Origin of the sequence: Sorangium sp. So ce124, from assembly GCF_051525235.1 — a bacterium.
Classification (GTDB): Bacteria; Myxococcota_A; Polyangia; order Polyangiales; family Polyangiaceae; genus Sorangium; species Sorangium atrum.
The window spans coordinates 867,510-891,575 of record NZ_CP150312.1 but is presented as its reverse complement, the minus strand read 5'-3'; the positions used below and the strand labels follow the sequence as shown (position 1 = coordinate 891,575).

Below are 24,066 nucleotides of genomic sequence, written 5' to 3'. Positions count from 1 at the left end.
ACACGCCCGGCCGCCCGTTCGCGGTCGCCGGTCGCTCGTACCTCCGCGCTGCAGCGCGCCGCGGCGGAGCGCGCCTCAGGGCAGCGGCCCCTCGAGCAGGGCGCGCGCGATGCCCTGCGCGAGCACCTCGTGCGGGCCCAGCTGGAAGAAGAGGCTTCGGGCGTCGAGCAGGAGCCTCGCCGCGGTCGAGCTCTCCGCGTAGCCGCTCGCCCCGTGGATCTGCATGCAGGCGTCGGCCGCGTCCCAGGCCACGCGGCTCGAGAAGAGCTTGGCCATCGCCGACGTGAGCTCGCACGGCTGCCCCGTGTCCGCCACCTGCGCCGCGGCGCGCGTGAGCTGCCGCGCGGCGGCGACGCGCGCGATGAGCCCTCCGAGCCGGTGCGCCACGCGCGGGAAGGAGATGAGCTGCGACCCGAACTGCACGCGCGTCTTCGCCCGCTCGAGCGCCAGCTCCAGCGCGGCCTGGGCCACGCCCACGCCGCACGCGGCCGCGTAGGTGCGGCCGGTCACGAGCGCCCGCTGGATCTGGGCGATCCCCTCACCCTCGCGCTCGCCGAGCAGGGCCTCGCGGCCGATCTGGAGCCCCTCGATCCGGAGCTCGTAGTGCCCCATGCCGCGCTGCCCGAGCGCCCGCAGCTCGGTCCCGGCGATCCCGGCGTCCGGGAAGTCGGCGCCCGGCGCGCCGCGCCGCTTCGCGATGACGAAGAGGCTCGGCCCGAGCGGCAGCTGCCCCTGTCCTCCCGGCGTCGTGGTCCTCGCGAGGGTGAGCACCAGGTCGGCGCGGGACGCGCCGGTGACCCACGCCTTCTTTCCGATGAGCAGATAGCTGCCGTCGGCCTGGCGCTCGGCGCGCGTGGCGACGCGCGCGAGGTCCGACCCGTACGCCGGCTCCGCGAACGCGAGGGCGCAGCGCGCCTCGCCGTTCGCGATGCGCGACAGCCACGTCCGGCGCTGCAGGTCCGTGCCGGATCGGGCGAGGAGGTCCGACGCGATGGAGGCCGTCATGGTGAGCACGCCGAAGCCGAGCGAGCCGCGCGCCAGCTCCTCGATGGCGGTCGCCATGGCGGCCACGCCGAGCCCGTCGCCCCCGTGCTCGGGCGCGGTGGCGAGGCGGAAAACCCCGAACTGCCCCATGCGGCGGACGATCGACTCGGGGATGAGCCCGTTGCGGCGGTGGATCTCGGGGGCGAGCGGCTCGACGAGGCGCTCGACGAAGTCGCGCATGTTGTGCCGGATCCAGCCGATGCGCTCGTCCTCCGCGCCGGCGCTGGCGGGGATGCCCTGCTCGGCGGCCGCGCGCGCGATCGAGGCGACGGCGACGCCGGAGCCCGCGTCGCGCGCCCACGCCGCGACCGCCGGGTGGCCGATCGCCTTGGCGACCTCGTCGTCGCGGAGCTCGAGCTCGCCGAGCGGCGCGATCTCTCCGCCGCCCAGATCGACGCCGCCGCGCAGCGACAGGAGCAGCGCCCCTGCGTGCGCCTCGGCGACGGCCCTGGCCTCGCCGCCCGCCTCGCAGGCCCAGCTGGCGAGCGAGCGGCATGCCTCGATCTCCGCGTAGAGGTGGGCGAGCGCGTGGGCGGCGACCTGGTGTCGATCGAGCAGCATCCGCGACACGTGCAGCGGCACGGCGGCGGCGCCCGCCCGGACGAAGCTCGCGCTCCTCGGCGCACCCCGGAGGGCGGTGCCCGCGGCGCTCCCGACGTCCACCACCCGATCGCGGAGGCGCCCGCGCGCGACGCGCGCGAGCTGCTCGGCGGAGGTGATCGCCTCGCGCATCCCCCCCGGACTGTCGGCCTCGAGCTTTCGAGAAACGATCGTGGCGTGTTGCTCCCGAATCGCCCTCATCCCCCAATCCCCCCGCTCGCGGACTATGACCCACGCCCCACTTCACCGGACGCAGGACACAGCGCCTCACCACCGCTCCACAGCCACGCTCCCCGCGGCAGACGCGGAAAGGCCCGCCGAGGATGCCACCTCGAACCGCGTTCGTCGAGCCTGGGCGCAGCCCCACTATCGCGAGGCGACAACGCATTAAGGCCCTTCCTGAATTTGCCTCGCGACGGTTGGCGACGGTTCGCGACGGTTCGCGACGGTTCACGTCGGCTTCACGTCGGTTCAGGTCGGTTCACGTCAGGTTCACACGTTCCGTCCCGCGACGCGCAAACAACCCAGCTTCCACTCCCGATCATCAGTCTCAGACGTCCCGAGTCGCTCCGACGAGCGCTCCTCTCGGACGTACGTCAGGCCGCCCGAGCCGTTACATGGAGCTCACGGTCGGCAGCGCCGCGGCCGGCGCCCTGCAGACCCGGAGGAGCCTGTCCCCCAGCTCGACGGCCCACGACCGCACGTCGTCGGCCCGCGGGCACTGCGGCACCGCCTCGACCGCGTCCTGGATGAGCCGCTGCAGCAGCCGGGTCGTGCCGGAGAGCCCGAGCTCCAGCGCCGTGTTCGGGCGCCCGAGCGCCCCGTCGCGCCCCGCCGGCTTGCCCATGTCCTCCGGCTTCCCGACCAGGTCGAGCACGTCGTCCGCGACCTGGTACGCCTCGCCGATGCGCTGCCCGAGGTCGCCCCAGGCGGCCCCGTCCTGGCCTGCGGAGAGCGCGCCGAGGGTCGCCGCCGCCTCGAAGAGCGCGCCCGTCTTCGCGCGCCGGTAGGCCGAGATCGCGACCTTCGCCTCCGACTCCCACGCCTGCCCGGCGATGATCCCCTGCGGCATCCCCACGCCGCCCGCGAGCACCTCGAAGAACCGGACCGCCCGGCGCGCGTCGATCACGCCGCTCGCCACGGCGTGGAAGGCGCCGCGCGCGAGCGCCTCGAAGGCGAGCACGATGAGCTGATCGCCGGCGAGCACCGCGATCGGCTCGCCGAAGGCGCGGTGGACAGACGGCCGGCCGCGCCGGATCGGCGCGTCGTCGAAGCAGGGGAGATCGTCGTGGACGAGCGAAGCGCAGTGGATGAGCTCCACCGCCGCCGCCGCGGCGTCGGCGGCCTCCGGCGCGGGATCGCCGTACGCCGAAGCGACGGCCAGGCAGAGCCGCGGCCGGATGCGGGCGCCTCCAGGGAAGACGGCGTGCTGCGTCGCGGCCAGGAGCCCGGGCGGCGACGCGGGCGAGGAGAGCGGCTCGATGGCGGCGAGGAGGACGCGCTCGATCCGGCGATCGAAATCCATGGGGCGCGAGTCTTGGCGAGGCTCAGGGGCTTGTCAACAGTTTGAACATTACTTAAACAAAGTATAGACAAACTACCTCCGACGCGTACACTCCGGCCATGACGGACGGGAGAGATCGCGTCGTGGTGATCGGCGGGGGTATCGGCGGTCTGACCTCGGCCGCGCTCCTTGCTTCGAGCGGGCTCGACGTGGTGCTACTCGAGCGGGCGCCGCGCGTCGGCGGAAAGATACGCGAGGTGGTCCTCGGGGACCGCCGCGTCGACGTCGGCCCGACGGCGCTCACGATGCGGTGGGTCTTCGACGAGATCTTCGCGTCGCTCGGGCTCCGCTTCGAGGACCACGTGCCGCTCCGCCGGGCCGAGACGCTCGCGCGCCACGCCTGGCCGGACGGCTCGACGCTCGACCTGTTCGCGGACGTCGAGCGCAGCGCGGACGCGATCGGCGCGCTCGCGGGGGCGCGGGAGGCGGACGGATACCGCCGGTTCTGCCGGTACGCGCGCGAGATCTTCGACGTGGTGGAGGCGCCGTTCCTGCGCGCGGAGCGGCCCACGCTCAAGACGGTCCTGAGCACGGCGGGCAGCCTGGGCCTCGGCGGGATGATGAAGATCGACGGGCACCGCACCCTCCACCGCGCGCTCGGCGACTTCTTCGCGGACGCGCGCCTCCTCCAGCTGTTCGGGCGCTATGCCACCTACTGCGGCTCGTCGCCGTACCTCGCGCCTGCGACGCTGAGCGTCATCGCGCACGTGGAGCGCGAGGGCCTCTGGCTCCCCGAGGGCGGGATGGGGCGCGTCGCCGAGGCGCTCGCCGCGGCGGCGGCCCGCGCCGGGGCGACCCTGCGCTGCGGCGCGCACGTCGCCGCCATCGAGGAGGGGCGCGGCCGCGCGGCGGGCGTCGTGCTCGAGGGCGGCGAGCGCATCGAGGCCGACGCCATCGTGCTGAACGCTGACCCGGCGGCGCTGCGGGTCGGCCTGTTCGGCCAGCGCGCCGCCCGCAAGGCGCCGGGGAGCGAGCCACGGTCGCTCTCGGCCGTCACCTGGGCGCTCGTGGCCGAGGCGAGCGGCTTCCCCCTCCTCCGGCACAACGTCTTCTTTTCCGGGGACTACGAGGCCGAGTTCCGCGCGCTGTTCGACCGCTCCGAGCTCCCGCGCGACGCGACGGTCTACGTCTGCGCCGAGGACCGCGGGCACGAGCCGCGGCCTGAGCCCGGCGAGGCCGGAGCCCGCCCGGGCGGCGAGGGAGGCGGAGAACGGCTGTTCTTCATCCTCAACGCCCCTGCGACCGGTGATAAACACACCCCTTCATCGACGGAGATCCACGAATGGGAGCAGCGCGTGTTCCAGCAACTGCAGCGGTTCGGGCTCTCGCTGAGGAGCACCGGCCCCTCCCCGGTGGCGACGACGCCGGCGGACTTCGAGCGGATGTTCCCGGCGACGGGGGGCGCGCTGTACGGGCCGGTGTCCCACGGGTGGAACTCGACCTTCGCGCGCCCGGCCTCGCGCTCGAAGCTCCCGGGCCTGTACTTCGCCGGCGGGAGCGCGCACCCGGGGGCGGGCGTGCCGATGGCGGCGCTGAGCGGCCAGCTCGCGGCGCGGAGCGTGATGGAGGACCTCGCTTCGACCTCGAGATCCCGAGCGGCGGCTACGCCTGGTGGTACCTGGACGCGGTGAGCGACGACGGCCGGAGCGCGATCACGATCATCGCGATGCTCGGGAGCGTCTTCTCGCCGTACTACGCAAAGGCTCGATCGCGCGGCGCCGCGGACCCGCTCATGCACTGCGCGATGAACGTCGCGCTGTACGGCCCGAGCGCCGATCGCTGGGCGCTGACCGAGCGGCCGCGGGGCGCGGTCTCCAGGTCGCCGCGGTCGCTCTCCATCGGCCCGAGCGTGGTGGAGTGGTCCGGGGGCGAGCTCCGCGTCTCCTTCGACGAGATCACGGCGCCTCTGCCCTCCCGGCTCTCGGGGACGGTGCGCCTCCGCCCGTCCGCGCCCAGGCCCGCGGCGGACGGCGCGCACGACGCCGTCGCCCTGGACGGGCGGGGGCTCCACCGCTGGGCGCCCATCGCGCCGATCGCGCGGGCCGAGGTCGAGCTCGCGCACCCCTCGCTGCGCTTCTCCGGCAGCGCCTACCTCGACACGAACGCCGGCGACGAGCCGCTCGACCACGCCTTCGAGCGCTGGACCTGGTCGCGCGCGCTCGGCGCGGACGGGATCGCCCTGACCTACGACGTCCGGCGCCGCGACGGCACGCGCATGCTCCTCTCGCCCGCGTTCGACGCGGCGGGCGGCGCGCGCGAGCTCCCGCCGCTCGCCCCTCGGCCGCTCGGCGGCACGCGCTGGGGCATGGCGCGGGAGATCGCCGCCGACCCGGGGTCCGCGCCGCGGCTCCTCCGCACCTTCGAGGACACGCCGTTCTACGCGCGCTCCCTCGCGGCCGCGACGTTCGGCGGCAAGCCGGCGACGGTCGTCCACGAGGCCCTCTCGCTCGACCGCTTCGCCAGCCCCTGGGTGCAGCTCCTCCTGCCGTTCCGCATGCGGAGGGCGCGATGACGCTCGCGATCTGGATCGCCACGGCGCTCGCCGCCTTCGCGACCATGGAGGTGTGGGCCGCGCTCCTCCACGGCAAGGTCTGGCACCACGCGCTCTGGAGCATCCACCGCTCCCACCACACGAAGCGGCGCGGCGCCTTCGAGAAAAATGACGCGCTCGCGTCCCTCCACGCCCCGATCGCCGCCGGGCTCATCATGTACGGATCCTGGGGCGCGCCGGGGCCGCTGCGCGAGGCCGCGTTCGGCTTCGGCCTCGGCATGACCGCGTTCGGCCTCGCCTACGTCCTGGTCCACGACGGCCTCGTCCACGGGCGCCTCCCGGTCTCGGGCCTCGCGCGCATCCCGTACCTCGCCCGCGTCCGCGACGCGCACCGCGTCCACCACGGCACCGGCGGCCCGCCGTACGGCCTGTTCCTCGGGCCCCTCGTCCTCGCGCGGGGCGCCGCCGCGGGCGCGCGGGGCGCACGCGCCGCCCGCGCCGCGCAGCGGGCGCGATAGAGCCTCAGCGGGCGCGATAGAGCTCCCTTGCGAGCCCCGCCCCCCAGCGGCCGATGGCCCGGAGCGGCAGCGCGCTCACGACCTCGCGGTACACCTCGGGCCGCCGCGCCGCCGTCTCCCGCAAGAACCTCACGAAATCGGCCGCCTGCATCTCGTCGCGCAGCAGCGCCGCGTACGCGTCGTTGCCCATCGCGTGGAGCACGGCGAAGGCCGTGTTGAGGAGCGCGTTCATCTCCCCTGCCCTCGCCCCGCCGGCGGGCTTCGCCATGAGGGCCGCGAGCGCGCCGGTGCCCACGTGCACCGGCGCGTCGCGCGCCGTGCTCGGCGCTCCCGGCTCCCGGACCGCCCGCGCCAGATCGGCGGCCGTCGCCGCGAGCTCGCGCACGTTCGCGCCGAAGCCGCAGAACGTCAGCGGCGAGTGCCGCGCCGCAGCGTCCCCCACGAGCCGCACCCGGCGCCCCGGCGCCCGCGGCGCGGCCGACAGCCGCGACCAGCCGGGGATGAGCCCGAAGGTCGGGCGGACGAGCCGCGCGTCGCCCTCCTTGTAGCGCGAGAGGAACCGGAAAAACCGCGCGTAGAGCGACAGGAGCGCGCCTGGCCCGACGTCCCCGGAGCGCGCGTAATAGAAGAGGTAGACCGTCGTCTCGCCCGGTCGCCCCGGGAACGCCTCCCAGAGGTGCTGCCTGCCCTCCTCGACGTCCTCCGTTGTGGCGAGGATCTCACCGACGTCCGGCCGGATCCGCCGCTCCCCGTCGCCCTCCGAGAGTCCGGTGAGCACGCCGCCGACGGTCGGGCAGAGGAGGTCCGCGGTCGCGTAGGGGCTCGCCGCGCCGCGCGCGTCGACGAGGAGCCGCGTGGACAGCGCGCGCGGCGCGGCGCCCGGATGCGCCTCGGCCACGGCGAGCGCGACCGCGTCTGGGCCCTCCGTGTGCCCGAGGAGCGCGTGCCCGTCGAGCAGCGTCACCCCCAGCGCCTCTGCCCGGGCCCGCGCCGCTGCGAGCAGCCCGCCCGCGTCGATGGCGTGGTCGAGCACGCCGCGCACCGGGTACGTCCCGCCGCCGTGCCAGCGGCAGAGCCCCTCGACGTACCGGGCGATCACGAGCCGCTCGATCTCGTCCCTCGTGAAGATCCCCGACGCCGACAGCGCGGCCACCTCGGCCGTCCCGGCGTTCCACTCCCGGTGCGCGGCGCCGATCCGCGCCCGGTCGAGCACCGCGACGCGCAGCCCGGCCGACGCGAGCAGCGGCGCGAGCAGGAGCGACAGCCCGCCGCCCGCGACGACCACATCGTAATCGGCGGTCGCGCCCCGATCCGGCGGCCGCGGTGAGGGTCCCGGCCGAGGCGCCGGGGCGGCCCGCGCCGCGTCGAGGTGCTCGAGGCGCGCGAGCAGCGCCTCGCCGCCCGCCTCACGCACGCGCCCCCGCGCCGCGTCGATCTCCCGCGCGGCTGAGCCCGGCACGCCGCCGGCGCTCATCCAACGGCCTCCAGAGCCCGCGTCGCGCCGCCGCCGATCGCGCCGCTCGCGCCGCCGCTCATCGCGCCGCCTCCAGGAGGAAGCGGACCTCGTCGAGCGGCGGCGCCGCGCCGTGCTCGCGGGCCTCCGCGGGCGCGACGGACCCGCGGAGCAGCGCCCGCAGCACGAGCCACGCCTTGCGGCCTGGCGACACCACGGCGCGCGTCGACACCGAATCGAAGCCGCGGAGCGCGATGACCCGCCCGATGTCGGCGTAGATGAGCCGCGCCGCCTGGATCGCGGGGCGGCAGTCGCGCGGCAGCATCGGGATGCCGGCGCCCGCGCGGAGGTACAGCGCCTCCGCCTCGGCGAGCAGCCGCGCCACGAGCCGCCCCAGCCGGTCGTCGAACACCGGCCGCGCGAGCCACCCGTCCGGCGCGATCCCGGCCTCCCGCATCCAGGCGAGCGGCAGGTAGATCCGCCCGCGCCGCGCGTCCTCGCCGACGTCGCGCGCGATGTTCGTGAGCTGCATGGCGACGCCCAGGTCGCACGCCCGCGCGAGCGCGTCGGGCCCCCGCGCCCCCATGAGCGTCGACATCGTCGCGCCGACGGTGCCCGCGACGCGCGCCGCGTAGGCGTTCAGGTCCGAGAGCGTCTCGTAGCGGCGCCCCTCCGCGTCCCACGCGAACCCCTCGAGCAGCGCCTCGATGAACGCGCGCGGCAGCCCGTGCTCCGCCATGACGTGGGCGAGCGCGCGATCGACCGGGCTGTCGTCCGGCCTGCCCGCCGCGGCGCGCGCGAGCCGCTCCCGCAGCGTCGCGACAGCGGCCGCGGCCGCGGACGGCGGCGCGTGCTCCCCCAGCTCGTCGACCGCGTCGTCGGCGACCCGGCAGAACGCGTAGAACGCCGCCGCCGGCTCCCTCACCCGCGCGGGCAGCAGGAGCGCCGCCGCGGCGAAGCTCTTCGACCCCTTGCGCAGGAGGTCCCTGCACGCGGCGAAGTCCGCCGCCGACGCCTCAGGCGAGCTTCGATGCATCCGGGACCACCCGATCCAGCACGCGGGCCGACGAGAGCACCCCGGGCAGACCGGCGCCCGGGTGCGTCCCTGCCCCGACGAGGTAGAGGCCCTCGACGTCCTCGCTCGCGTTGTGGGGCCGGAAGAAGGCGCTCTGCGTGAGCACCGGCTCCGGCCCGAACGCCGCGCCCCGGAACGACAGCAGCCGGTCCTGGAAGTCCTGCGGCGTGAGGAGCCGCGAGCTCGCGAGCGCGCCCTCGAGCCCCGGCAGGAGCGTCGCCTCGAGCAGCGCCGAGATGGAGCGCCGGTACCGCTCCTGGGTCGTTGGCCAGTGGGTGCCGCTGAGCAGGTTCGGCACCGGGGACAGCACGTAGAACGCGTCGCAGCCGGGCGGGGCGAGCGCCGGGTCGGTCGCGGTCGGGCGGTGCAGGTACAGGCTGAAGTCGTCGGCGAGCACGTGCTTCTCGAAGATGTCCTCGAGCAGCGGCCTGTACCGCGGGCCGAGGAGGATCATGTGGTGAGCGACGTCCGGGTACTGCCGGCGCGTGCCGAAGTACCACACGAAGAGGCTCATCGAGTAGCGCTGCCGCTCGATGCGCCGGTCGGTCCAGCGCTTCCGCGCCTCGGGGGGCACGAGGTGCCGGTAGGTCCACGCTGAGTCCGCGTTCGAGACCACGACGTCGGCGGCGAGCCGCTCGCCCGACGCGAGCTCCACGCCCCGGGCGCGCCCGCCCTCCACGGAGATGCGCCGCACCTCGGCGCCGCACCGCACCGTGCCGCCGAGGCCCTCGATGAGCGACACGAGCCCCTTCACCAGGGCGCCCGTGCCGCCGATCGGGAAGTGGACGCCCCAGTTGCGCTCGAGGAACGCGATCAGGCTGTAGATCGAGGTCGTCGAGAACGGGTTCCCGCCCACGAGCAGCGGGTGGAAGCTCAGCACCTGGCGCAGGCGGTCGTCCTTCACGTGCTTCGCGACGAGGCCGTACACCGTGCGGTAGCTCTCGAGCCGCACCATGTCCGGCACGATGCGCGCCATGTCCGCCCACGACCCGAACGGCACGTGCGCGAGCTCCTCGAACCCGACGCGGAAGATCGCCTCGCTCCGCCGGACGAAGCGCTCGTACCCCTCGACGTCCCCGGGTGACAGGCGCGCGACCTCGGCGCGCATCGCGGCGGCGTCGCCCGTGTAGTCGAACGTCGCGCCGTCGTGGAACCGGATCCGGTAGAACGGCGACACGGGCCGCATATCGATGTCGTCGGCCATCTTCCGGCCGCAGAGCTGCCAGAGCTCTTCCAGGAGGAACGGCGCCGTGATGACGGTCGGCCCCGCGTCGAAGGTGAACCCGTCCTGGCGGTGGACGTACGCGCGCCCGCCCGGCGCGTCGAGCTTCTCGACGACCGTGACGTCGTAGCCCCGCACCCCGAGCCGGACGGCCGCCGCGAGGCCCCCGAAGCCGCTGCCGATCACCACGGCGCGCGGCGCGCGCGCTCCACGGAGGACGCCGCGCGCTCGTGCCGCTCGCGGGGGAGCGGCCGTCTCGTCGCCCGGCGAGGCGTCAGGCCCCGCCGGATGCGCCGGATCCTGCGCCGAAGAAGCGCTGGTGTTTTGCATGACGCGCAGTATAATGTTTGTCCTAGCCTTTGACAAAGGCGAAAAACGCCGGCGGGAGGGTCTTTCTGGGCCTCGCTGCCCGCCGTTCCGATGCACCCCGGTGCGCCGGGCCGGCGTGGACGGCCGCGGCTCGGCGGGTCCTAGCAAGGTTTATCCAGTTGAGCCGCTACAGAATCCATGTCGTCTCGGAGATGTGCGGCGTGTCCTCGGCGACGCTGCGCGCGTGGGAGCGTCGTTATGGCGTGCCGTCGCCCGCGCGCACGGCGTCGGCCTACCGCCTGTACAGCGACGACGATGTGGCGGTGATCAAGAAGATGCGCGACCACGTGAACGGCGGGATCGCCGCGGCCGAGGCGGCGCGCATGGTGCTCGAGACGGCGAGGCCGCGCGCGCCGGTGGGCACGACCGGAGGCGACGCGTTCGCCGGGGCGAGCGAGCGCATCATCGACGCCACGGTTCGGTTCGATCTGGACGGAATCGAGGCCGAGGTGAACCGGGCCCTCTCGCTCGGCCCTGCGGTGATGATCGCCGAGCGCGCGCTCATCCCGGCGCTCGAGCGCATCGGCGATCTCTGGCACGCGGGGAAAATCACGGTCGCGCAGGAGCACCTCGCCTCGCAGGTGATCGGGGCGACGCTGCAGCACCTCTTGCGGCTCGCGCAGCCTGGCGAGGGCGGGCGGCGCGTCCTGCTCGCGGCCTTCGCCGACGAGGATCACGTGCTCGGGCTGTTCGGCATCGGCCTGCGCTTCTGCTCGTGGGGCTTCCGCTCCGTCGTGCTCGGCGCGAGGACGCCGCCCGCCGCGATCGCGCGGGCGGTCGAGGCGATCGCGCCGGACCTCGTCGCGCTGACGGTCGCGATCCCGCCGCTCCCGCCGGCGGCGCGCGAGCTCATCGACGCCTACGCGGACGCGTGCCGGGGCGTGCCGTGGATCGTGGGCGGCAGGGGCGCCGGGCCGCTCCGGACCTTCATCGAGGCGCGCGGCGGCCTCGTGGCGGCCGCGGAGGCGGCGGAGATCCGCGCGCAGGTCGAGTCCGCGCTGCACGCGCGGCGGCGCCGCAAGGACGGGAGCTGAGCGCAGCCGCCCCGCCGGCCGGGGCGTCCGTCGCGGTCAGCCCTCGACTTCCTTGCGAAGCAGGTCGAGGACCTTGCTCTGCGACTCCGGCTTGAGGGCGCCTTCGGCCGCGAAGAGCACGTGGCCGTTCTTGCCGACCACGACGACGTTGCTGACGCCGCGGCGGAGCTTGTAGGCCGTGCGGAAGGAGCCGTCCCAGTCGCAATAGATGGTCCCGCCGACCTTCCTCGACTCCTCCCGGATGGCATCCTTCACGAACCCTCTCGCCGGCCAGAAGTCGTAGGAGCTGACGTCGGCGATCGCGGCGACGGCGATGCCTCGCCGGTAGCGGTCGCCCTTCGCGAGCTTCGCCAGCGCGTCCTTGAGCGCCTGGTTCTGGGACTTCGAGTCCTTGTCCTCGTAGACGATGAGGATCGGCTTGCCTTGAAGCGCCTTGAGCTGGAGCTCGCGGCCGTCGGCGTCCTCGACGCGCGCGTTCGGCGCCCGGTCGCCCTCCGAGGGCAGCGCCAGGGCGGCGCCCGAGATCAGCGCCAGGGACAGCGCCGCGGCGGAGGCGACCGAGCGGAGGCGGGCGACGCGACGGCGGGAGGCGGGCGAGCAGGGCTGCATGTCCGGGGTTTCTAGCGCTTTCCGGGATGCGCTCCTAGGGCTGTTCATGGCGGCAGGCTCTACCGGGCGCCGGCGTGGCTGGCTCTGCCCACTGCCAAGCGCCAACGTGGCTCGGCCTGCGGGGCGGTAGCCAGCGGGGGGGCGCATGGAGCTGCTCCGGGGAGCCGGAGAGGTCGCGCTCGCCCGTCTTTCCCATCGGTCCGACGAGACCGGCCGCCACTGCCTTTCCCGCCGATCTGCCTCGGAGGGACGACCGCTGGCCGTGCTCTTGACACCCCACGTGCCGTGCAAAGATTGGGCGGTGCGAAGAGACCGGCTCTCGGAGCCAAGGTCCCGTAACGCTACAACAAATCGGCCGTCGCGAGCAGGGTGACGGCGCCGCGGGCGGAGCCCCGGCGCGCGCCGCGCGCGGTGGTCAAGGAGGATTGACCATGCTGCACCGTTATACGGATTTCGATCGCGCGTTTGCCATGATGGATGAGCTTCGCCGGCGCCTGGATTGGGTGTTCGAGGAGGCGGACGCGCCCCGCGCGTCGCTCCGCGGCGATTTCGACCAGACGGCCCGGTACGCGGGTGGTCCGCGCGTCCACCTGTTCGACACGGGGAGCGCGCTCGTCGTCAAGGCCGATATCCCGGGTCTGACGGAGAAGGACATCCAGATCTCGCTGAATCAGGACGTCCTGACGGTGAGCGGCGAGCGCAAGCCGGATGCGCCGGAGGGCTACCTCGTCCACCGCAAGGAGCGGGGCGCGGTGCGGTTCAGCCGGAGCTTCACGCTGCCGAGCAAGGTCGATCCGGAGAAGACGACCGCCGTCCTGAAGAACGGCGTGCTGACGCTCACGCTGAACAAGGCCGCCGAGGCCCAGCCGCGTCAGATCGCGGTGACGGCTCGCTGAGGGAGCTGGGAGCTGAGGAACGGACGAACAGCAGAGGAGAGCGACGATCCTGCGATGAGCGGGATCTGGAGTGTACCGAGGAAGGAGCGATGAACATGAGCACCGATCGCAGCTTGACCCACCGTGCCGAGAGCAACCCCGAGAAGATCCAGCAGCGCCCCGCCGTGGCGCCGGCGGTCGACATTTACGAGAGCGCCGAGGAGCTCCTGGTCGTGGCCGATCTGCCGGGCGTGACGCAGGATCGCCTGGCCGTCCGCGTGGAGAAGGGGGAGCTCACCTTCGAGGGCCGGCGGACCGAGGCGGCCGAGCGGGAGCAGGGCGTCGAGGGCCTGCCGGACTTCCGCCGCAGCTTCGTGGTCCCGCAGGGCATCGATTCCGAGAAGATCTCCGCGGATCTCCGGGCGGGCGTCCTGCGGATCCACCTGCCGAAGAGCGCGTCGCTCAAGCCGCGTCAGATCCCGATCAGCGTGAGCTGAGCTTCGTGTGCCGGCGCGAGCGTCCGGTTACGGCGCCCTACCTTCGACGGTCAGAGTCCACTTCGCGTCCTCGCCGCACGCGATGCCGTCCACATGACGCACCTCGATGATGAACCAGAGGTGATCGTCCGGCCCAGTGCGATCATTCCATGTCGTCGTGAACGACTCTGGCGTTCCTTGCCCCCTCACGCCGGACGTGAAGCAATCCGGCGCATTCACCTCGACCTCCCCCTGATAGACGATCAGATCGAAATTCATCCCCGGCGGGGAGGTGAGCGTCGCTCGAAAGCGCTCGGAGCCGGGCCAGTTCACCTCATCCATGACACGGACCTTGAACCACTTCGACGTGGTCCCTGTCGCTGTCTCCACAGCCCAATCGGCGCCGTCATCGCCCGGGAGCGTTCCTAGATCCGCTGCGAGAGCGCACGTGTTCGGCGCCGCATAGTCGCACTCGGCCGCCGCTCCCCCGTCGCCGCCAGCGGCCTCGTCACCTTCATTGCTGGCGTCGCCGCCCTCGCCCGCAGCGCCGCCGACCCCGGTGGAGCCGACGCTCGCGCTCGAGCTAGAGCTCACGGACAGGTCCTCCCCTCCGGCGCCTCCATCACCGCCGAGTCCGCCTCCGCCGGCCTGCTCCTCGTAGTACCCGGGCAGCAGATCGTCGGTGCCGTTGGCGCACGCGGCGAGGGTGAGAAGGACCGCAGGAATGACAAGCAGCCGGCCGGGCGTGTGCATTGCACGCATTCTATCTGCTCTCGCGACAGCGGTCCAAGGAAGCCACGAGGCAAAGTGAGATACCGTGGCGTCGGTCATCACCGCCAGAAACGGCGACGACCGTTCGAGTTGTTTTCATCACCAGGGGCCTGAATTTCCGCGAAAATCGATGTAGAGTCGGCCCAAAGCCGCTGACGATAACGTCCTCGTTACACATCGGGAACTCGATGCCTGACGTGCCGCCGCTGGATGAGAATGAGACCTCTCCTCCAGGCCCGTCCCGGAACCCTCCAGCGCAGCCCGGGCCAGGGACACCGCGCCCCCCTCCCCACCCGCCCGGAGCCCGCACCGTCCCGGCTGGTGTCGGCGCGCTTCCGCGCCGTCCCGCATTTCGATAGTCTCGGCGCCGCTGAAGCCCGCCCTCGACGCCTTGCTCTCGCTGCGCGCGAAGACGCTGCTGGCGATCGCCGCCACGCTGCTCGGGCTCAGCTTTGCCCTGTACGGCGTGTCCTCGAGGGCGCTCCTCGCCAACTCGATGGCCGCCGAGGCGCAGGACACCCGCCGCACCGTGCACGTGGCGCTCAACCTCTTCCGCCAGGCCAGCAGCGACTTCAACGCGCGCTGGACCGACTGGAGCCAGTGGGACGACGCCTACGCGTTCGTGCAGGACGGCAATGAAGAGTTCGTCCGCTCGAACCTCGTCGCCCAGCTCTTCGATATCGCCCGGATCGATCTCGCGGTCTTCGCCGGCGCAGACGGGACCCCCGTGTACAGCACCGGCTACGACCACGCCACGAAGAGCTGGGCCCCCGTGCCGCGCGGCATCGCCGAGCGGCTCCGCGTCGGCGATCTCCTCTTCGGGCGGGACACGCCCAGCAGCGCCGTCCGAGGGGGCATCGTCCTCCTCCCGGACGGGCCGATGCTCCTCTGCTCCCAGCCGAGCGTCGGCAGCTCCGGCCGCGGACCGGTCGCCGGCACCGTCACGTTCGGGCGCTTCTTGACCGACGCCGAGATCAAGCGCCTCACCGAGCCCGCCGGCCTCTCGCTCGCCGTGCACCGCCTCGACGATCCCCAGCTGCCCGACGACTTCCGCGAGGCGCGCGCCGCCCTGTCCGACCGCGACCCGATCCTCGTCCACCCGCTCGGCGCCGACAGGATCGCCGGGTACACCGTCCTCAACGACATCGACGGCCGCCCGGCGCTGCTCGTGCGGGTGGACAACGACCGGGCCATCCTCAGGATGGGCCATGACACGTTGCGTTATCTCGTGCTCGTGACGGTGGTCGTGGGCCTGGTCTTCGGCGGCGTCACGCTGCTGCTCCTGGAGAAGCTGGTCCTGTACCGGCTCGCCCGCCTCAGCCGGGAGGTCACGGAGATCGGCGGCGTCGGCGACCTGTCGGCGCGGGTCGCGATGCCGGGCACCGACGAGCTGTCGCGCCTCACCGGCTCGATCAACGGCATGCTCTCGGCCCTGGAGGCGAACGCGCGGCGGCAGAGCCAGCAGAAGGCGGCGCTCGAGCAGGCGAAGGCGGCGGCCGAGCGGGCCCACGAGCGCTCGGACCGGCTCCTCCTCAACATCCTGCCGAGGACCATCGCCGATCAGCTGAAGGAGCATGAGCAGCTCATCGCCGAGCACTTCGAGGAGGTGACCGTCCTCTTCGCGGACATCGCGGGCTTCACCCCGCTCGCCGCGCGCCTCCACCCGGCGGAGCTCGTCGGCCTGCTCAACCGGATGTTCTCCTCGTTCGATCAGCTCGCCGAGCAGCACGGCCTGGAGAAGATCAAGACCATAGGAGACGCCTATATGGTCGTCGGCGGGCTGCCGGCGCAGCGCCCCGATCACGCGAGGGCCATCGCGCGGATGGCGCTCGCCATGACGCACACCGTGCGCCAGTTCGTCGCCGACGACGGAGAGCCGTTCCAGCTCAGGATCGGCATCAACACCGGGCCTGTCATCGCGGGCGTGATCGGCAAGAAGAAGTTCAGCTACGACCTCTGGGGCGACGCGGTGAACGTGGCGAGCCGCATGGAGTCGAGCGGAGAGCCCGGCCGGATCCAGGTGAGCGAGGCGAGCTATTCCCTGCTCGCGCGAGATTTCCTCCTCGAGGAGCGAGGCCTCGTGGCGATCAAGGGCAAGGGCGCGATGAAGACCTATTGGCTCATCGGCGAGAACACACCGCAGTAGCCCAGCGCGCGGCCGCGACCCGCGCTCGTTTGCGTTCGTTTGCGTTCGTTTGCGTTCGTTTGCGTTCGTTTGCGCTCGTCACCACGCGATTGACAGGCCCCCGGCCGATTGACAAGGCGAGGCAGGCGTGCAATGGCTGCCCGCCCGATGTCAGACCAGGAGCGACGCGCCCTCATGGACAAGCAGGCCCCGAACGAGACGACGCTTCCCGTCACCGTCCGCGAACCGGGCCCCGGAGAGGACCGCGACGAGCTCGTGCGCCTCCTCTTCGGCGACGCCGCGGCGTCGGCCAGGCGGCCCGAGGAGTACGAGGCGCGCTATCCCCGGCGCGCGCTGCCCAAAGGCGCGATGGTCACCCGCTACGCGCCGAGCCCGACCGGGTTCATGCACATTGGCGGCATCTTCGTGTCGCTCATCAACAAGCGGCTGTCGCTCCAGAGCGAGGGCGTCTTCTACCTCCGCCTCGAGGACACCGACGTGAAGCGCGCCATCCCCGGCGCGCTCGACACCATCGTCGACTCCCTCGCGCGCTTCGATCTCTCCCCTCAGGAGGGCGTGCTCCGCGCGCCGGCGAAGGACGGAGGCGCGTCGCCGCGAGGCGAGTTCGTGCAGCAGGGCAGCTACGGCCCCTATATCCAGACGGAGCGGGTCGAGATCTACCGGGATTACGCGATCGACCTCATCCGCCGCGGCTTCGCCTATCCCTGCTTCTGCACGGTCGAGGAGCTCGACGCCATCCGGCAGGAGCAGATGGCCCTCACGGTGAAGCCCGGGGTCCACGGCCGGTGGGCGAAATGGCGCGACGCGCCGCTCGCCCGGGTGAAGGAGGCGCTCGCGGGCGGCACCCCGTTCGTGCTCCGGCTGCGCGCCCCGGACGACGTCTCCGGCCGCGTCGAGTGGAAGGACGGCGTGAAGGGCGTCATCTCGATGCCCGTCAACGATCTCGACACCATCCTCCTCAAGTCGGACGGCATCCCGACCTACCACTTCGCCCACGCGATCGACGATCACCTGATGCGCACGACGCACGTGATCCGAGGCGACGAGTGGATCTCGTCGATGCCGCTCCACCTGCAGCTCTTCCGCACGCTCGGCTTCAGGCCGGTCGAGTATGCCCACGTCCCGCCCATCCAGAAGCTCGATCGCGCGGAAGAGGTCGACCCGGAGACGGGCGAGACGAAGGTCTCGGACGCGCGGCGCAAGCTGAGCAAGCGCAAGGACCCCGAGGCGAACATCGCCTATTACCGGGAGATCGGCGTGCCGGAGACGGGCACCATCGAGTACCTGCTCAACATCGCCAACTCCGCGTTCGAGGACTGGCGCAAGGCGAACCCCGACAAGCCCTATTCCGCCTTCCCCCTCAAGCTCAACAAGCTCGCCCCCGGCGGCGCGCTGAGCGACATGGTGAAGCTGAAGAGCGTGAGCCAGGCGGTCGTGAGCCGGATGAGCGCCGAGGAGGTCTATGCCCAGGGCCTCGACTGGGCCAGGGAATACGACAAGGAGCTCGCCGCGCTGATGGAGCGAGATCCGGAGTACACGAAGCGCGCGCTCGGCATCGAGCGCGGGGGCAAGAAGTCGAACAAGCGCATCACCACCTGGCCCGACCTGCGGCCCCAGCTCTTCTTCTTCTACGACGAGCTCTACGGCGGCGTCGACGCGTTCGATTTCCCCGAGAACGTCCCGGAGGGCGATCGCCAGCCGCTGCTCCGGCAGATGCTCGACACGTTCGACCCGGCCGACTCGAAGGAGGCATGGTTCGAGAAGATCCGGCAGATCGCGGTGGCCACGGGCTACGCCGGCGAGGTGAAGCAGTACAAGGCCTCTCCCGAGTCGTGGAAGGGCCATGTCGGCGACGTCTCGATGCTCCTCCGGGTCGCGGTCTGCGGGACCAGGAACAGCCCCGATCTGACCGAGGTCATGGCGGTGCTGGGCGAGCCGCGCGTGCGGGCGCGCATCGCGCGCTTCCTCTGAGGCGCGGCGTGACGAGCCCGCGGGCCGCGCGACGAGGGCGCGGCCGGCAGCGGCAGGAGGAAGAGCGATGAGCGAGGTGTGCCGGTTCGCTCCGTCGACCACCGGGCCCGCCCACCTCGGCACGCTCGCGGCGGCGCTGCTCTGCTGGCTGGACGCGCGGTCGCGGGGCGCGCGGCTGGTCCTCCGGCTGGAGGACCTCGATCCGGACCGCTGCCGGCCCGAGTTCGCGCGCGCCATCGAGGACGATCTCGCGTGGCTCGGGCTCGATTTCGACGAGCGCGTCGAGCAGCACGCGCGGAGGGCGCACCACGAGGCGGCGATGGACCGGCTCGAGGCGCTCGGCGCGCTGTACCCCTGCTCCGCGACGCGCGAGGAGGTGCGCGCGATCGGCCGGCGCGCCCCGGACGGCGGCTTCGCCTACGACAACCGCGCCCGCGGCCGCGCGCTGCCGCCCGGCGGGTGGCGCGCGAGCGTGGAGCCGATCCGGGCGCGTCTGCCGGACGGCGTGTTCCGGCCCCTGGACGAGGGGGGGCTCGACCTGTCGCAGGAGCCCGCGTTCGCGATGGGCGATCCCGTGGTTCGCCGGCGCGACGGCGCCTTCTCCTACCAGCTGGCGGTGGTGGTCGACGACGGCGCGGCGGGCGTCACGCGCGTGGTCCGGGGGCGCGACATCGCGCCGAGCACCGCGACGCAGGCGGCGCTCCAGGCGCTGCTCGGGCTGCCAGCGCCTGTCTACCGGCACCACTTGCTCCTCCTGGAGGAGCGCGGCGGCAAGCTGGCGAAGACGCACGGCGCGGCGCGCGGGGCGGCGCTCGTCCGGAGCGCGCCCGCGCTCACCGGAGCGCTCGCGTGCTGCGTCGGCCTGCGGGATCGCCCCGAGCCGTGCACGCCGACGGAGCTGCTCCGGGAGTTCGACTGGTCGCGCGTCGCGACCGAAGACCGGGTGGTGAGCCTCCGCGACGGGTCGCTCACGCTGACGGCGAGCGGCCCCTGAGGAGCGCGTAGATCAGGCGGGCAGCGGCGAGACGGCGCGTCCCAGCATCGGGAGCCACGTGAGGACCGCGTTCGGCCGCGGGAAATCGTCGTCGTCGTCGTCGTCGCGCCGGCCATCACGCCCGCGGCGGGAGCGGCTGCCAAACAGCGTCCAGGCGCGCCACGCCTGCTCGGCGAGGTCGCGCGCCCGTCCCGACGAAGTGTCGTGTCCAAGGAGCATCATGTGTGGCTGCCGCTTACCACAGGTCCAGCTCGGCGCGCCAGTGTTCCACGTCGAGGCCACGCGAACGTGACCGTCGCGATGTCCGGCCGTGGTGCCTGGACGTCCCTGCTCCTTCACGGCGCGCGGGATGCGGCCGTCCACGGCGCGCGGGATGCGACCCTCCACGGCGCACGGGATGCAGCGACCCGGCGGTCGACCTCCCGGGTCGTGACCGCGGCCTCGCAGCCTGGCGACCCTCGCTGGAATGCGCCATGAACGTCGCCCGGACTCGTTCATGGCCACCGCCCCCGCCGCCCTGAAGCCGTCGTCGCCCTTCGCCGCCTTCACGTCGCGCGATTTTTGCGTTTACGCGGCGGCCCGCCTGCTGGCCACGGTGGCGTACCAGATGCAGTCGATCGCCGTGGGGTATCAGATCTACGACCTCACGCGAGATCCGCTGGCGCTCGGTTATGTGGGGCTCGCCCAGTTCCTCCCTGTGGCGGGGCTGTCCCTCGCGTCGGGGCACGCGGCGGATCGCTTCGATCGGCGGCGGATTCTCGTCCTTTGCTACCTCACCTCGGCGCTCGCGGCGCTCGCGCTCTTCTTCCTCGCGCGCTCGCCGAGCCCGAGCTTGCCGGCCATCTATGGGGTCCTCGTGCTCCTCGGCACGGTGCGCGCCTTCCAGGGGCCGGCCGGCTCGGCGCTGCTGCCCACGCTCGTGCCGACGGAGCACTTTCAAAACGCGGTGACGTGGCAATCGACGCTCTGGCAGGTCGGCGCCATCGGCGGGCCGAGCCTGGGCGGGCTGCTCTACGCGCTCTGGAAGGCGCCTGCGCCGGTGTACCTGAGCGCGAGCCTCGCGCTCGCCGCGGCGTGCGCCGGGCCCCTGGCCGTGCGGGCGCCCGCCGGCCGCCTGGAGAGGAAGCCGCCGTCGCTCGCCACGGCGCTCGCCGGGCTGCGCTACGTCTACCGGAAGAAGGTCCTCCTCGCGTCGATCTCGCTCGACTTCGTGGCCGTCTTCCTGGGCGGCGCGGTCGCGCTCCTGCCCATCTACGCGACCGACGTGCTCGGGGTCGGCCCGCAGGGGTTCGGCTTCCTGCGCGCCGCGCCGGCCGTGGGGGCCGGGCTCATGGCCGTGGTCCTCGCCTTCCGGCCCATCGCGCGGCGCGCCGGGTCGAAGATGCTCCTCTGCGTCGGGCTCTTCGGGGTCGCCGCGGTCGTGTTCGGCCTGTCGCGGAGCTTCCCCCTCTCGCTCGTCGCGCTCACCGTGATGGGCGCCGCCGACATGGTGAGCGTCGTCGTGCGGATGACCCTGGAGCAGCTCGCCACCCCGCCCGAGATGCGCGGCCGCGTGAGCGCGGTCAACATGGTGTTCGTCGGCGCCTCGAACGAGCTCGGAGAGCTCGAGTCGGGCACCCTCGCGAGGCTCATCGGGACCGTGCCCACCGTGGTGTTCGGCGGCCTCGGGACGATCGCGGTCGTGCTGCTCTGGGCATGGCTGTTCCCCGAGCTTCGCGCGGTCGACCGGCTCGAAGACACGCGCGCGACCTCCGAAGAAGACGCCGCCGAGAAGGCCTGACGCGCGCCTCGCGTCGAGCGCGCCCGCAGCACATCATCGCTCTCGGCCCGGTGAGGGCCAGTCGCTCTCTCGAGGACTGGAGGCGACCACTCGATTCGTGAGCTCCGCGGCGAGAGCGCGAGATGGCTCGGCGCGAATTTGACCGCGAGCTCACCCGCAATCTCGCGAGGCCGAGCGCAACAAATGCAACTGAACACAACCGAACACAACCGAACACAAATCCAGTGCGAAAACGATTGCGCACCACGTACGACGCACCGCTTCCCAAGATCATTCGCAATTTGACGAGGACGTTATAATGCACACTGAGCGGCACGCGATCATACAACGCACGACGACAATCCCAGCCAGGCTGTCCGAATCGCTTGACACAGAGGTATCCCAGGACCTTACATGTCTCATGGATACGATTATCGCGTGGGCTGTTGGTATCATGATGACATGGGCCCCGCCTGGGAAGAGCTTCATCAAGGACGCGGTCGAGACGCCCGAGGAAGGCCGCGCGCGCTACCACGAGATCGCGCGCGCGGCGGCGAAGGTCGCCTATGATCCCGCATTGAAGCCGCTCTTCGGCGGCCCGCGCGGTCGAGCCGAGACGATGGCGCTGCTCTTATCGATCGCGTATTTCGAGAGCGGCTACCGTCGTGACGTGGACCTCGGGATCGGGAAGCTCGCGCGCGGCTCGGGGCTCGACTCCTGTCTGCTCCAGGTCCGCGTCGGCGCCGGCAAGACCCGGGAGGGGTGGTCGCACGCGGATCTCGTCGGAGATCGAGAGAAGTGCTTTCGCGCGGGACTCGCGCTGATCAAGGGATCCTTCGGAGCGTGCCGCAAGCAGGAGCCGCGCGACCGGCTCAGCGCATACACGCGCGGCAGGTGTATCGACAACGACAAGCATTCGAGGGCGCGCATTGGACGAGCGCTGAACGTGCCGCGCGCGCCGATGACGGACGCGGCGGTGCTCGCCGCAATGCCCGGGCGCGCCCCCCTCCCCGCCGCGCCACCGAGCGCGCCGCCCGCGACCGGCGCGGCCGGAACGGTCGCACCAGTCGGAACCGCCGGAAACGATAGCTAGCGCGGCGAGGATGCGGGGGACTGTCCGGCGCGCGAGCGCGTGGAGATTGCCCCGTTCACGACGGCTCCGGCCGCGCCTGACGACGCGCCAGAGGCGCGCTCAGCCCCGGATCAGGTTCGTGGCCGCCTCGGCGGTGAGATAGCTCTTGCTCTTCATTCCCAGGCGGATGGACGACAGGCTCACGTCGGTCTCGCCCTGGAGCGCGGCGATCGTCAGCGCGTTGTGGCAGTAGATGTTGATGAGCTTCGGGCTGCCGCCGCTCCGCGCGTGCAGCAGCTGCTGCGACGCGAGGTCCAGCTGGAGCCCCCGCCGGCTCCCTCCGACCGAACGCATCCGGAAATCGATGTATTCGATCATCTCCTGCTGCGTCATGCCGGGCAAGAGGAGCGACTGAGCACCTGAGTAGAGCTCGCGCGGCACGCCGTTGGAGGCGAGGGTCGCGGGGAGATCGGGGGAGCCCACCAGGATCATCGAGAGCTTGCCCGCCGGGGCGCAGCGCAGGATGTCATGGAGCTCCATCAGAAGATCGTGGTCCTCCGGATCGACGCCGTCGACGACCAGGACGGCGATCGCGTCCGACCCGGCGCGGAGGAGCGCTTGCCCGAGGAACGCGTCGACGAGGAACTGCTGGCTCAGCGTCGGTGTGATGGCCGTCGCCCCCACCTGCCTGCACAGCGACACGAGCGGCCGCGTCCCGAAGAGCAGCTGCGGCTCGATCGAGAAGACATGGATCCGCGGGACCTTGTTCTTGATCATCTCACAGACGAAGGTCCGGCCGCTCCCCGGCTCGCCCACGAGGATCGCCGGGCGCTGCCCGGCGACGATCTGCGACGCCAGCGTCCTCAGGATCCAGGCGTAAGGGCCTGCGTCCCAGAAGAAGCTCGGCTGCCGGATGTCGCTGAACGGATAGCCGGTCAGCCCGAAATGATCGCGGTAGCTGTACTGGCCGGTGAAGTGCCCGACGGCGGTCGAGCTGTTCACCAGGATCGTGCCCGTCGGCGTCGCGAGCGTGCCCCTCGGCGGCGCCGGGAGCTCGCTGATCCTCGTATCGGCGAGATCCATGGGGGCGCCGAGCAGCGCGCTCTTCGACTCCGACATCTCTCGCGGCCTGACGCTGCTGCGCCGGAGCATCAGCATGTCCTCGAGGAACGCAACGATGTGCCCGGCCGACGGCCGCTCCTGCGGCCGCTTCGCCATGCAGCGGCGCAAGAGCTCCGCGAGGAGCGGATCGATGTCCGGCATCGCCAGCTTCGGATCCGGGACGGGCGCGTGGCAGTGCGCCTGGAAGCAGCCGGCGAGATCCCGCGCCGAGAAGGGCGTCCTGCCCACGAGCAGGTGGTAGAACGTGCAGCCGAGGCTGTAGATGTCCGACGGAGGCGCGATGTCCTGCCCGGTCCATTGCTCCGGGCTCATGTAGAACGGCGTGCCCTCCAGCGTGCGGGCAGAGCTGCTGCCGAGCGGGCCGCTCTCCGGATGGGACGCCAGGCCGAAGTCGGCGATCTTGAGCGTCCCCGACGCATTGAGGAGGAGGTTGGCGGGCTTGACGTCGCGGTGGGAGATGCCGAACGACGCCGCGAGCTCGAGCGCCGCCGCGGCCTCGCGCATCTTCTCGATCCCGAACTGCTCCGGCAAGCGGCCGCCGTGCTGCTTGGCCGCCTGCGCCATGGTGAGGCCGTGGACGTACTCCATGGCGATGTAGCGGACGTCCTCGTCCTCGCCGACCTGGAAGATCTGCACCACGTTCGGGTGGAGGAGGCGCGCCGCGGCGCGCGCCTCGCGCAGGAAGCGGTCGCGCCGCTCGGGATCGGTGTCCGCGCTCCCCTTCGCGATCAGCTTCACCGCGACGTCGCGCTGGAGCACGCTGTCCCTGGCCAGGTACACGGCGCCCATCGCGCCGATGCCGAGCAGCTGGATCAGCTGGAATGGTCCCAGCCACTGTCCCGCCAGGTGGGTCAGCGTACTCGCAGGCTCCGCGATCATCGGACTCTCATTCCCATCTTGC

General features: G+C 72.3%; 20 protein-coding genes. 11 read left to right on the top strand and 9 right to left on the bottom strand.

The genetic code is table 11. The annotated features are described in order from the left end of the window. Positions 1-75: 75 nt before the first annotated feature. Positions 76-1,845 carry an acyl-CoA dehydrogenase family protein gene (locus WMF19_RS03280; RefSeq protein ID WP_437327425.1) on the bottom strand — a complete coding sequence of 590 codons (1,770 nt, stop codon included), beginning with the start codon at positions 1,843-1,845 and terminating at the stop codon, positions 76-78. Between the two features lie 412 nt (positions 1,846-2,257). Then, a complete protein-coding gene (locus WMF19_RS03275) occupies positions 2,258-3,169 on the bottom strand; it encodes a polyprenyl synthetase family protein (protein ID WP_437327424.1) in 912 nt (303 codons plus the stop codon). Between the two features lie 98 nt (positions 3,170-3,267). On the opposite strand from WMF19_RS03275, the gene crtD reads away from it, so the two are divergent. From crtD to WMF19_RS03260, 3 genes are read left to right on the top strand one after another with little or no spacing between them, the layout of a single operon-like run. Continuing rightward, a complete protein-coding gene (crtD, locus tag WMF19_RS03270) occupies positions 3,268-4,839 on the top strand; it encodes a 1-hydroxycarotenoid 3,4-desaturase CrtD (RefSeq protein WP_437897750.1) in 1,572 nt (523 codons plus the stop codon). Further along, entirely contained in the window at positions 4,836-5,720 is an 885-nt protein-coding gene (locus WMF19_RS03265) for a carotenoid 1,2-hydratase (protein WP_437897749.1), read from the top strand. Before crtD ends, WMF19_RS03265 begins: the two co-directional genes overlap by 4 nt. Then, complete coding sequence (locus WMF19_RS03260) at positions 5,717-6,217, top strand: beta-carotene hydroxylase (protein WP_437897748.1); 501 nt, start codon at positions 5,717-5,719, stop codon at positions 6,215-6,217. Before WMF19_RS03265 ends, WMF19_RS03260 begins: the two co-directional genes overlap by 4 nt. A 4-nt stretch (positions 6,218-6,221) precedes the next feature. Here the strand turns inward: WMF19_RS03260 and WMF19_RS03255 are convergent, their stop codons facing one another. The 3 genes from WMF19_RS03255 to WMF19_RS03245 are packed head-to-tail and all read right to left on the bottom strand — an operon-like array spanning position 6,222 to position 10,297. Then, positions 6,222-7,691 (bottom strand): lycopene cyclase, encoded by a 1,470-nt coding sequence (locus WMF19_RS03255; protein WP_437897747.1) that lies wholly within the window; start codon positions 7,689-7,691, stop codon positions 6,222-6,224. A 58-nt stretch (positions 7,692-7,749) separates the two neighbouring features. Continuing rightward, on the bottom strand, positions 7,750-8,706 hold the full coding sequence (locus WMF19_RS03250) for a phytoene/squalene synthase family protein (protein ID WP_437897746.1): 957 nt from the start codon (positions 8,704-8,706) through the stop codon (positions 7,750-7,752). Then, the gene (locus tag WMF19_RS03245; RefSeq protein WP_437897745.1) at positions 8,687-10,297 is read right to left on the bottom strand and encodes a phytoene desaturase; all 1,611 of its coding nucleotides are present in this window, start codon (positions 10,295-10,297) and stop codon (positions 8,687-8,689) included. Before WMF19_RS03245 ends, WMF19_RS03250 begins: the two co-directional genes overlap by 20 nt. A gap of 158 nt (positions 10,298-10,455) precedes the next feature. Here WMF19_RS03245 and WMF19_RS03240 point away from each other — a divergent pair, with 158 nt between their 5' ends. Beyond that, complete coding sequence (locus tag WMF19_RS03240; protein WP_437897744.1) at positions 10,456-11,370, top strand: MerR family transcriptional regulator; 915 nt, start codon at positions 10,456-10,458, stop codon at positions 11,368-11,370. Positions 11,371-11,406: 36 nt separating this feature from the next. Here the strand turns inward: WMF19_RS03240 and WMF19_RS03235 are convergent, their stop codons facing one another. Next, complete coding sequence (locus tag WMF19_RS03235; RefSeq protein ID WP_272097683.1) at positions 11,407-11,979, bottom strand: YtfJ family protein; 573 nt, start codon at positions 11,977-11,979, stop codon at positions 11,407-11,409. Between the two features lie 431 nt (positions 11,980-12,410). Here WMF19_RS03235 and WMF19_RS03230 point away from each other — a divergent pair, with 431 nt between their 5' ends. After that, positions 12,411-12,875, top strand: coding sequence for an Hsp20/alpha crystallin family protein (locus tag WMF19_RS03230; protein ID WP_437327417.1), 465 nt, complete (start codon positions 12,411-12,413; stop codon positions 12,873-12,875). A 95-nt stretch (positions 12,876-12,970) separates the two neighbouring features. After that, positions 12,971-13,351, top strand: a complete 381-nt coding sequence (locus WMF19_RS03225) for an Hsp20/alpha crystallin family protein (RefSeq protein ID WP_272097681.1) — start codon at positions 12,971-12,973, stop codon at positions 13,349-13,351. Positions 13,352-13,378: 27 nt separating this feature from the next. Here the strand turns inward: WMF19_RS03225 and WMF19_RS03220 are convergent, their stop codons facing one another. After that, complete coding sequence (locus WMF19_RS03220; protein WP_437897743.1) at positions 13,379-14,083, bottom strand: hypothetical protein; 705 nt, start codon at positions 14,081-14,083, stop codon at positions 13,379-13,381. 409 nt (positions 14,084-14,492) lie between these two features. Between WMF19_RS03220 and WMF19_RS03215 the strand changes: the two genes are divergently transcribed. The 3 genes from WMF19_RS03215 (at position 14,493) to WMF19_RS03205 (ending at position 19,212) form a co-directional block, all read left to right on the top strand. Beyond that, a complete protein-coding gene (locus WMF19_RS03215; RefSeq protein ID WP_437897742.1) occupies positions 14,493-16,247 on the top strand; it encodes an adenylate/guanylate cyclase domain-containing protein in 1,755 nt (584 codons plus the stop codon). Between the two features lie 174 nt (positions 16,248-16,421). Continuing rightward, positions 16,422-18,218, top strand: a complete 1,797-nt coding sequence (locus WMF19_RS03210) for a glutamate--tRNA ligase (RefSeq protein ID WP_437897741.1) — start codon at positions 16,422-16,424, stop codon at positions 18,216-18,218. Positions 18,219-18,285: 67 nt separating this feature from the next. After that, positions 18,286-19,212 (top strand): glutamate--tRNA ligase family protein, encoded by a 927-nt coding sequence (locus tag WMF19_RS03205; protein ID WP_437897740.1) that lies wholly within the window; start codon positions 18,286-18,288, stop codon positions 19,210-19,212. A gap of 12 nt (positions 19,213-19,224) precedes the next feature. On the opposite strand, the gene WMF19_RS03200 is transcribed toward WMF19_RS03205, so the two are convergent. Next, the gene (locus WMF19_RS03200) at positions 19,225-19,434 is read right to left on the bottom strand and encodes a hypothetical protein (RefSeq protein ID WP_272097676.1); all 210 of its coding nucleotides are present in this window, start codon (positions 19,432-19,434) and stop codon (positions 19,225-19,227) included. Positions 19,435-19,708: 274 nt separating this feature from the next. Here WMF19_RS03200 and WMF19_RS03195 point away from each other — a divergent pair, with 274 nt between their 5' ends. After that, positions 19,709-20,992 carry an MFS transporter gene (locus tag WMF19_RS03195; RefSeq protein WP_437897739.1) on the top strand — a complete coding sequence of 428 codons (1,284 nt, stop codon included), beginning with the start codon at positions 19,709-19,711 and terminating at the stop codon, positions 20,990-20,992. A 433-nt stretch (positions 20,993-21,425) separates the two neighbouring features. Continuing rightward, positions 21,426-22,064 (top strand): hypothetical protein, encoded by a 639-nt coding sequence (locus WMF19_RS03190; RefSeq protein WP_437897738.1) that lies wholly within the window; start codon positions 21,426-21,428, stop codon positions 22,062-22,064. A 99-nt stretch (positions 22,065-22,163) separates the two neighbouring features. Here WMF19_RS03190 and WMF19_RS03185 read toward each other — a convergent pair whose 3' ends face one another. Next, complete coding sequence (locus tag WMF19_RS03185) at positions 22,164-24,044, bottom strand: protein kinase domain-containing protein (RefSeq protein ID WP_437897737.1); 1,881 nt, start codon at positions 24,042-24,044, stop codon at positions 22,164-22,166. Positions 24,045-24,066: the final 22 nt, after the last annotated feature.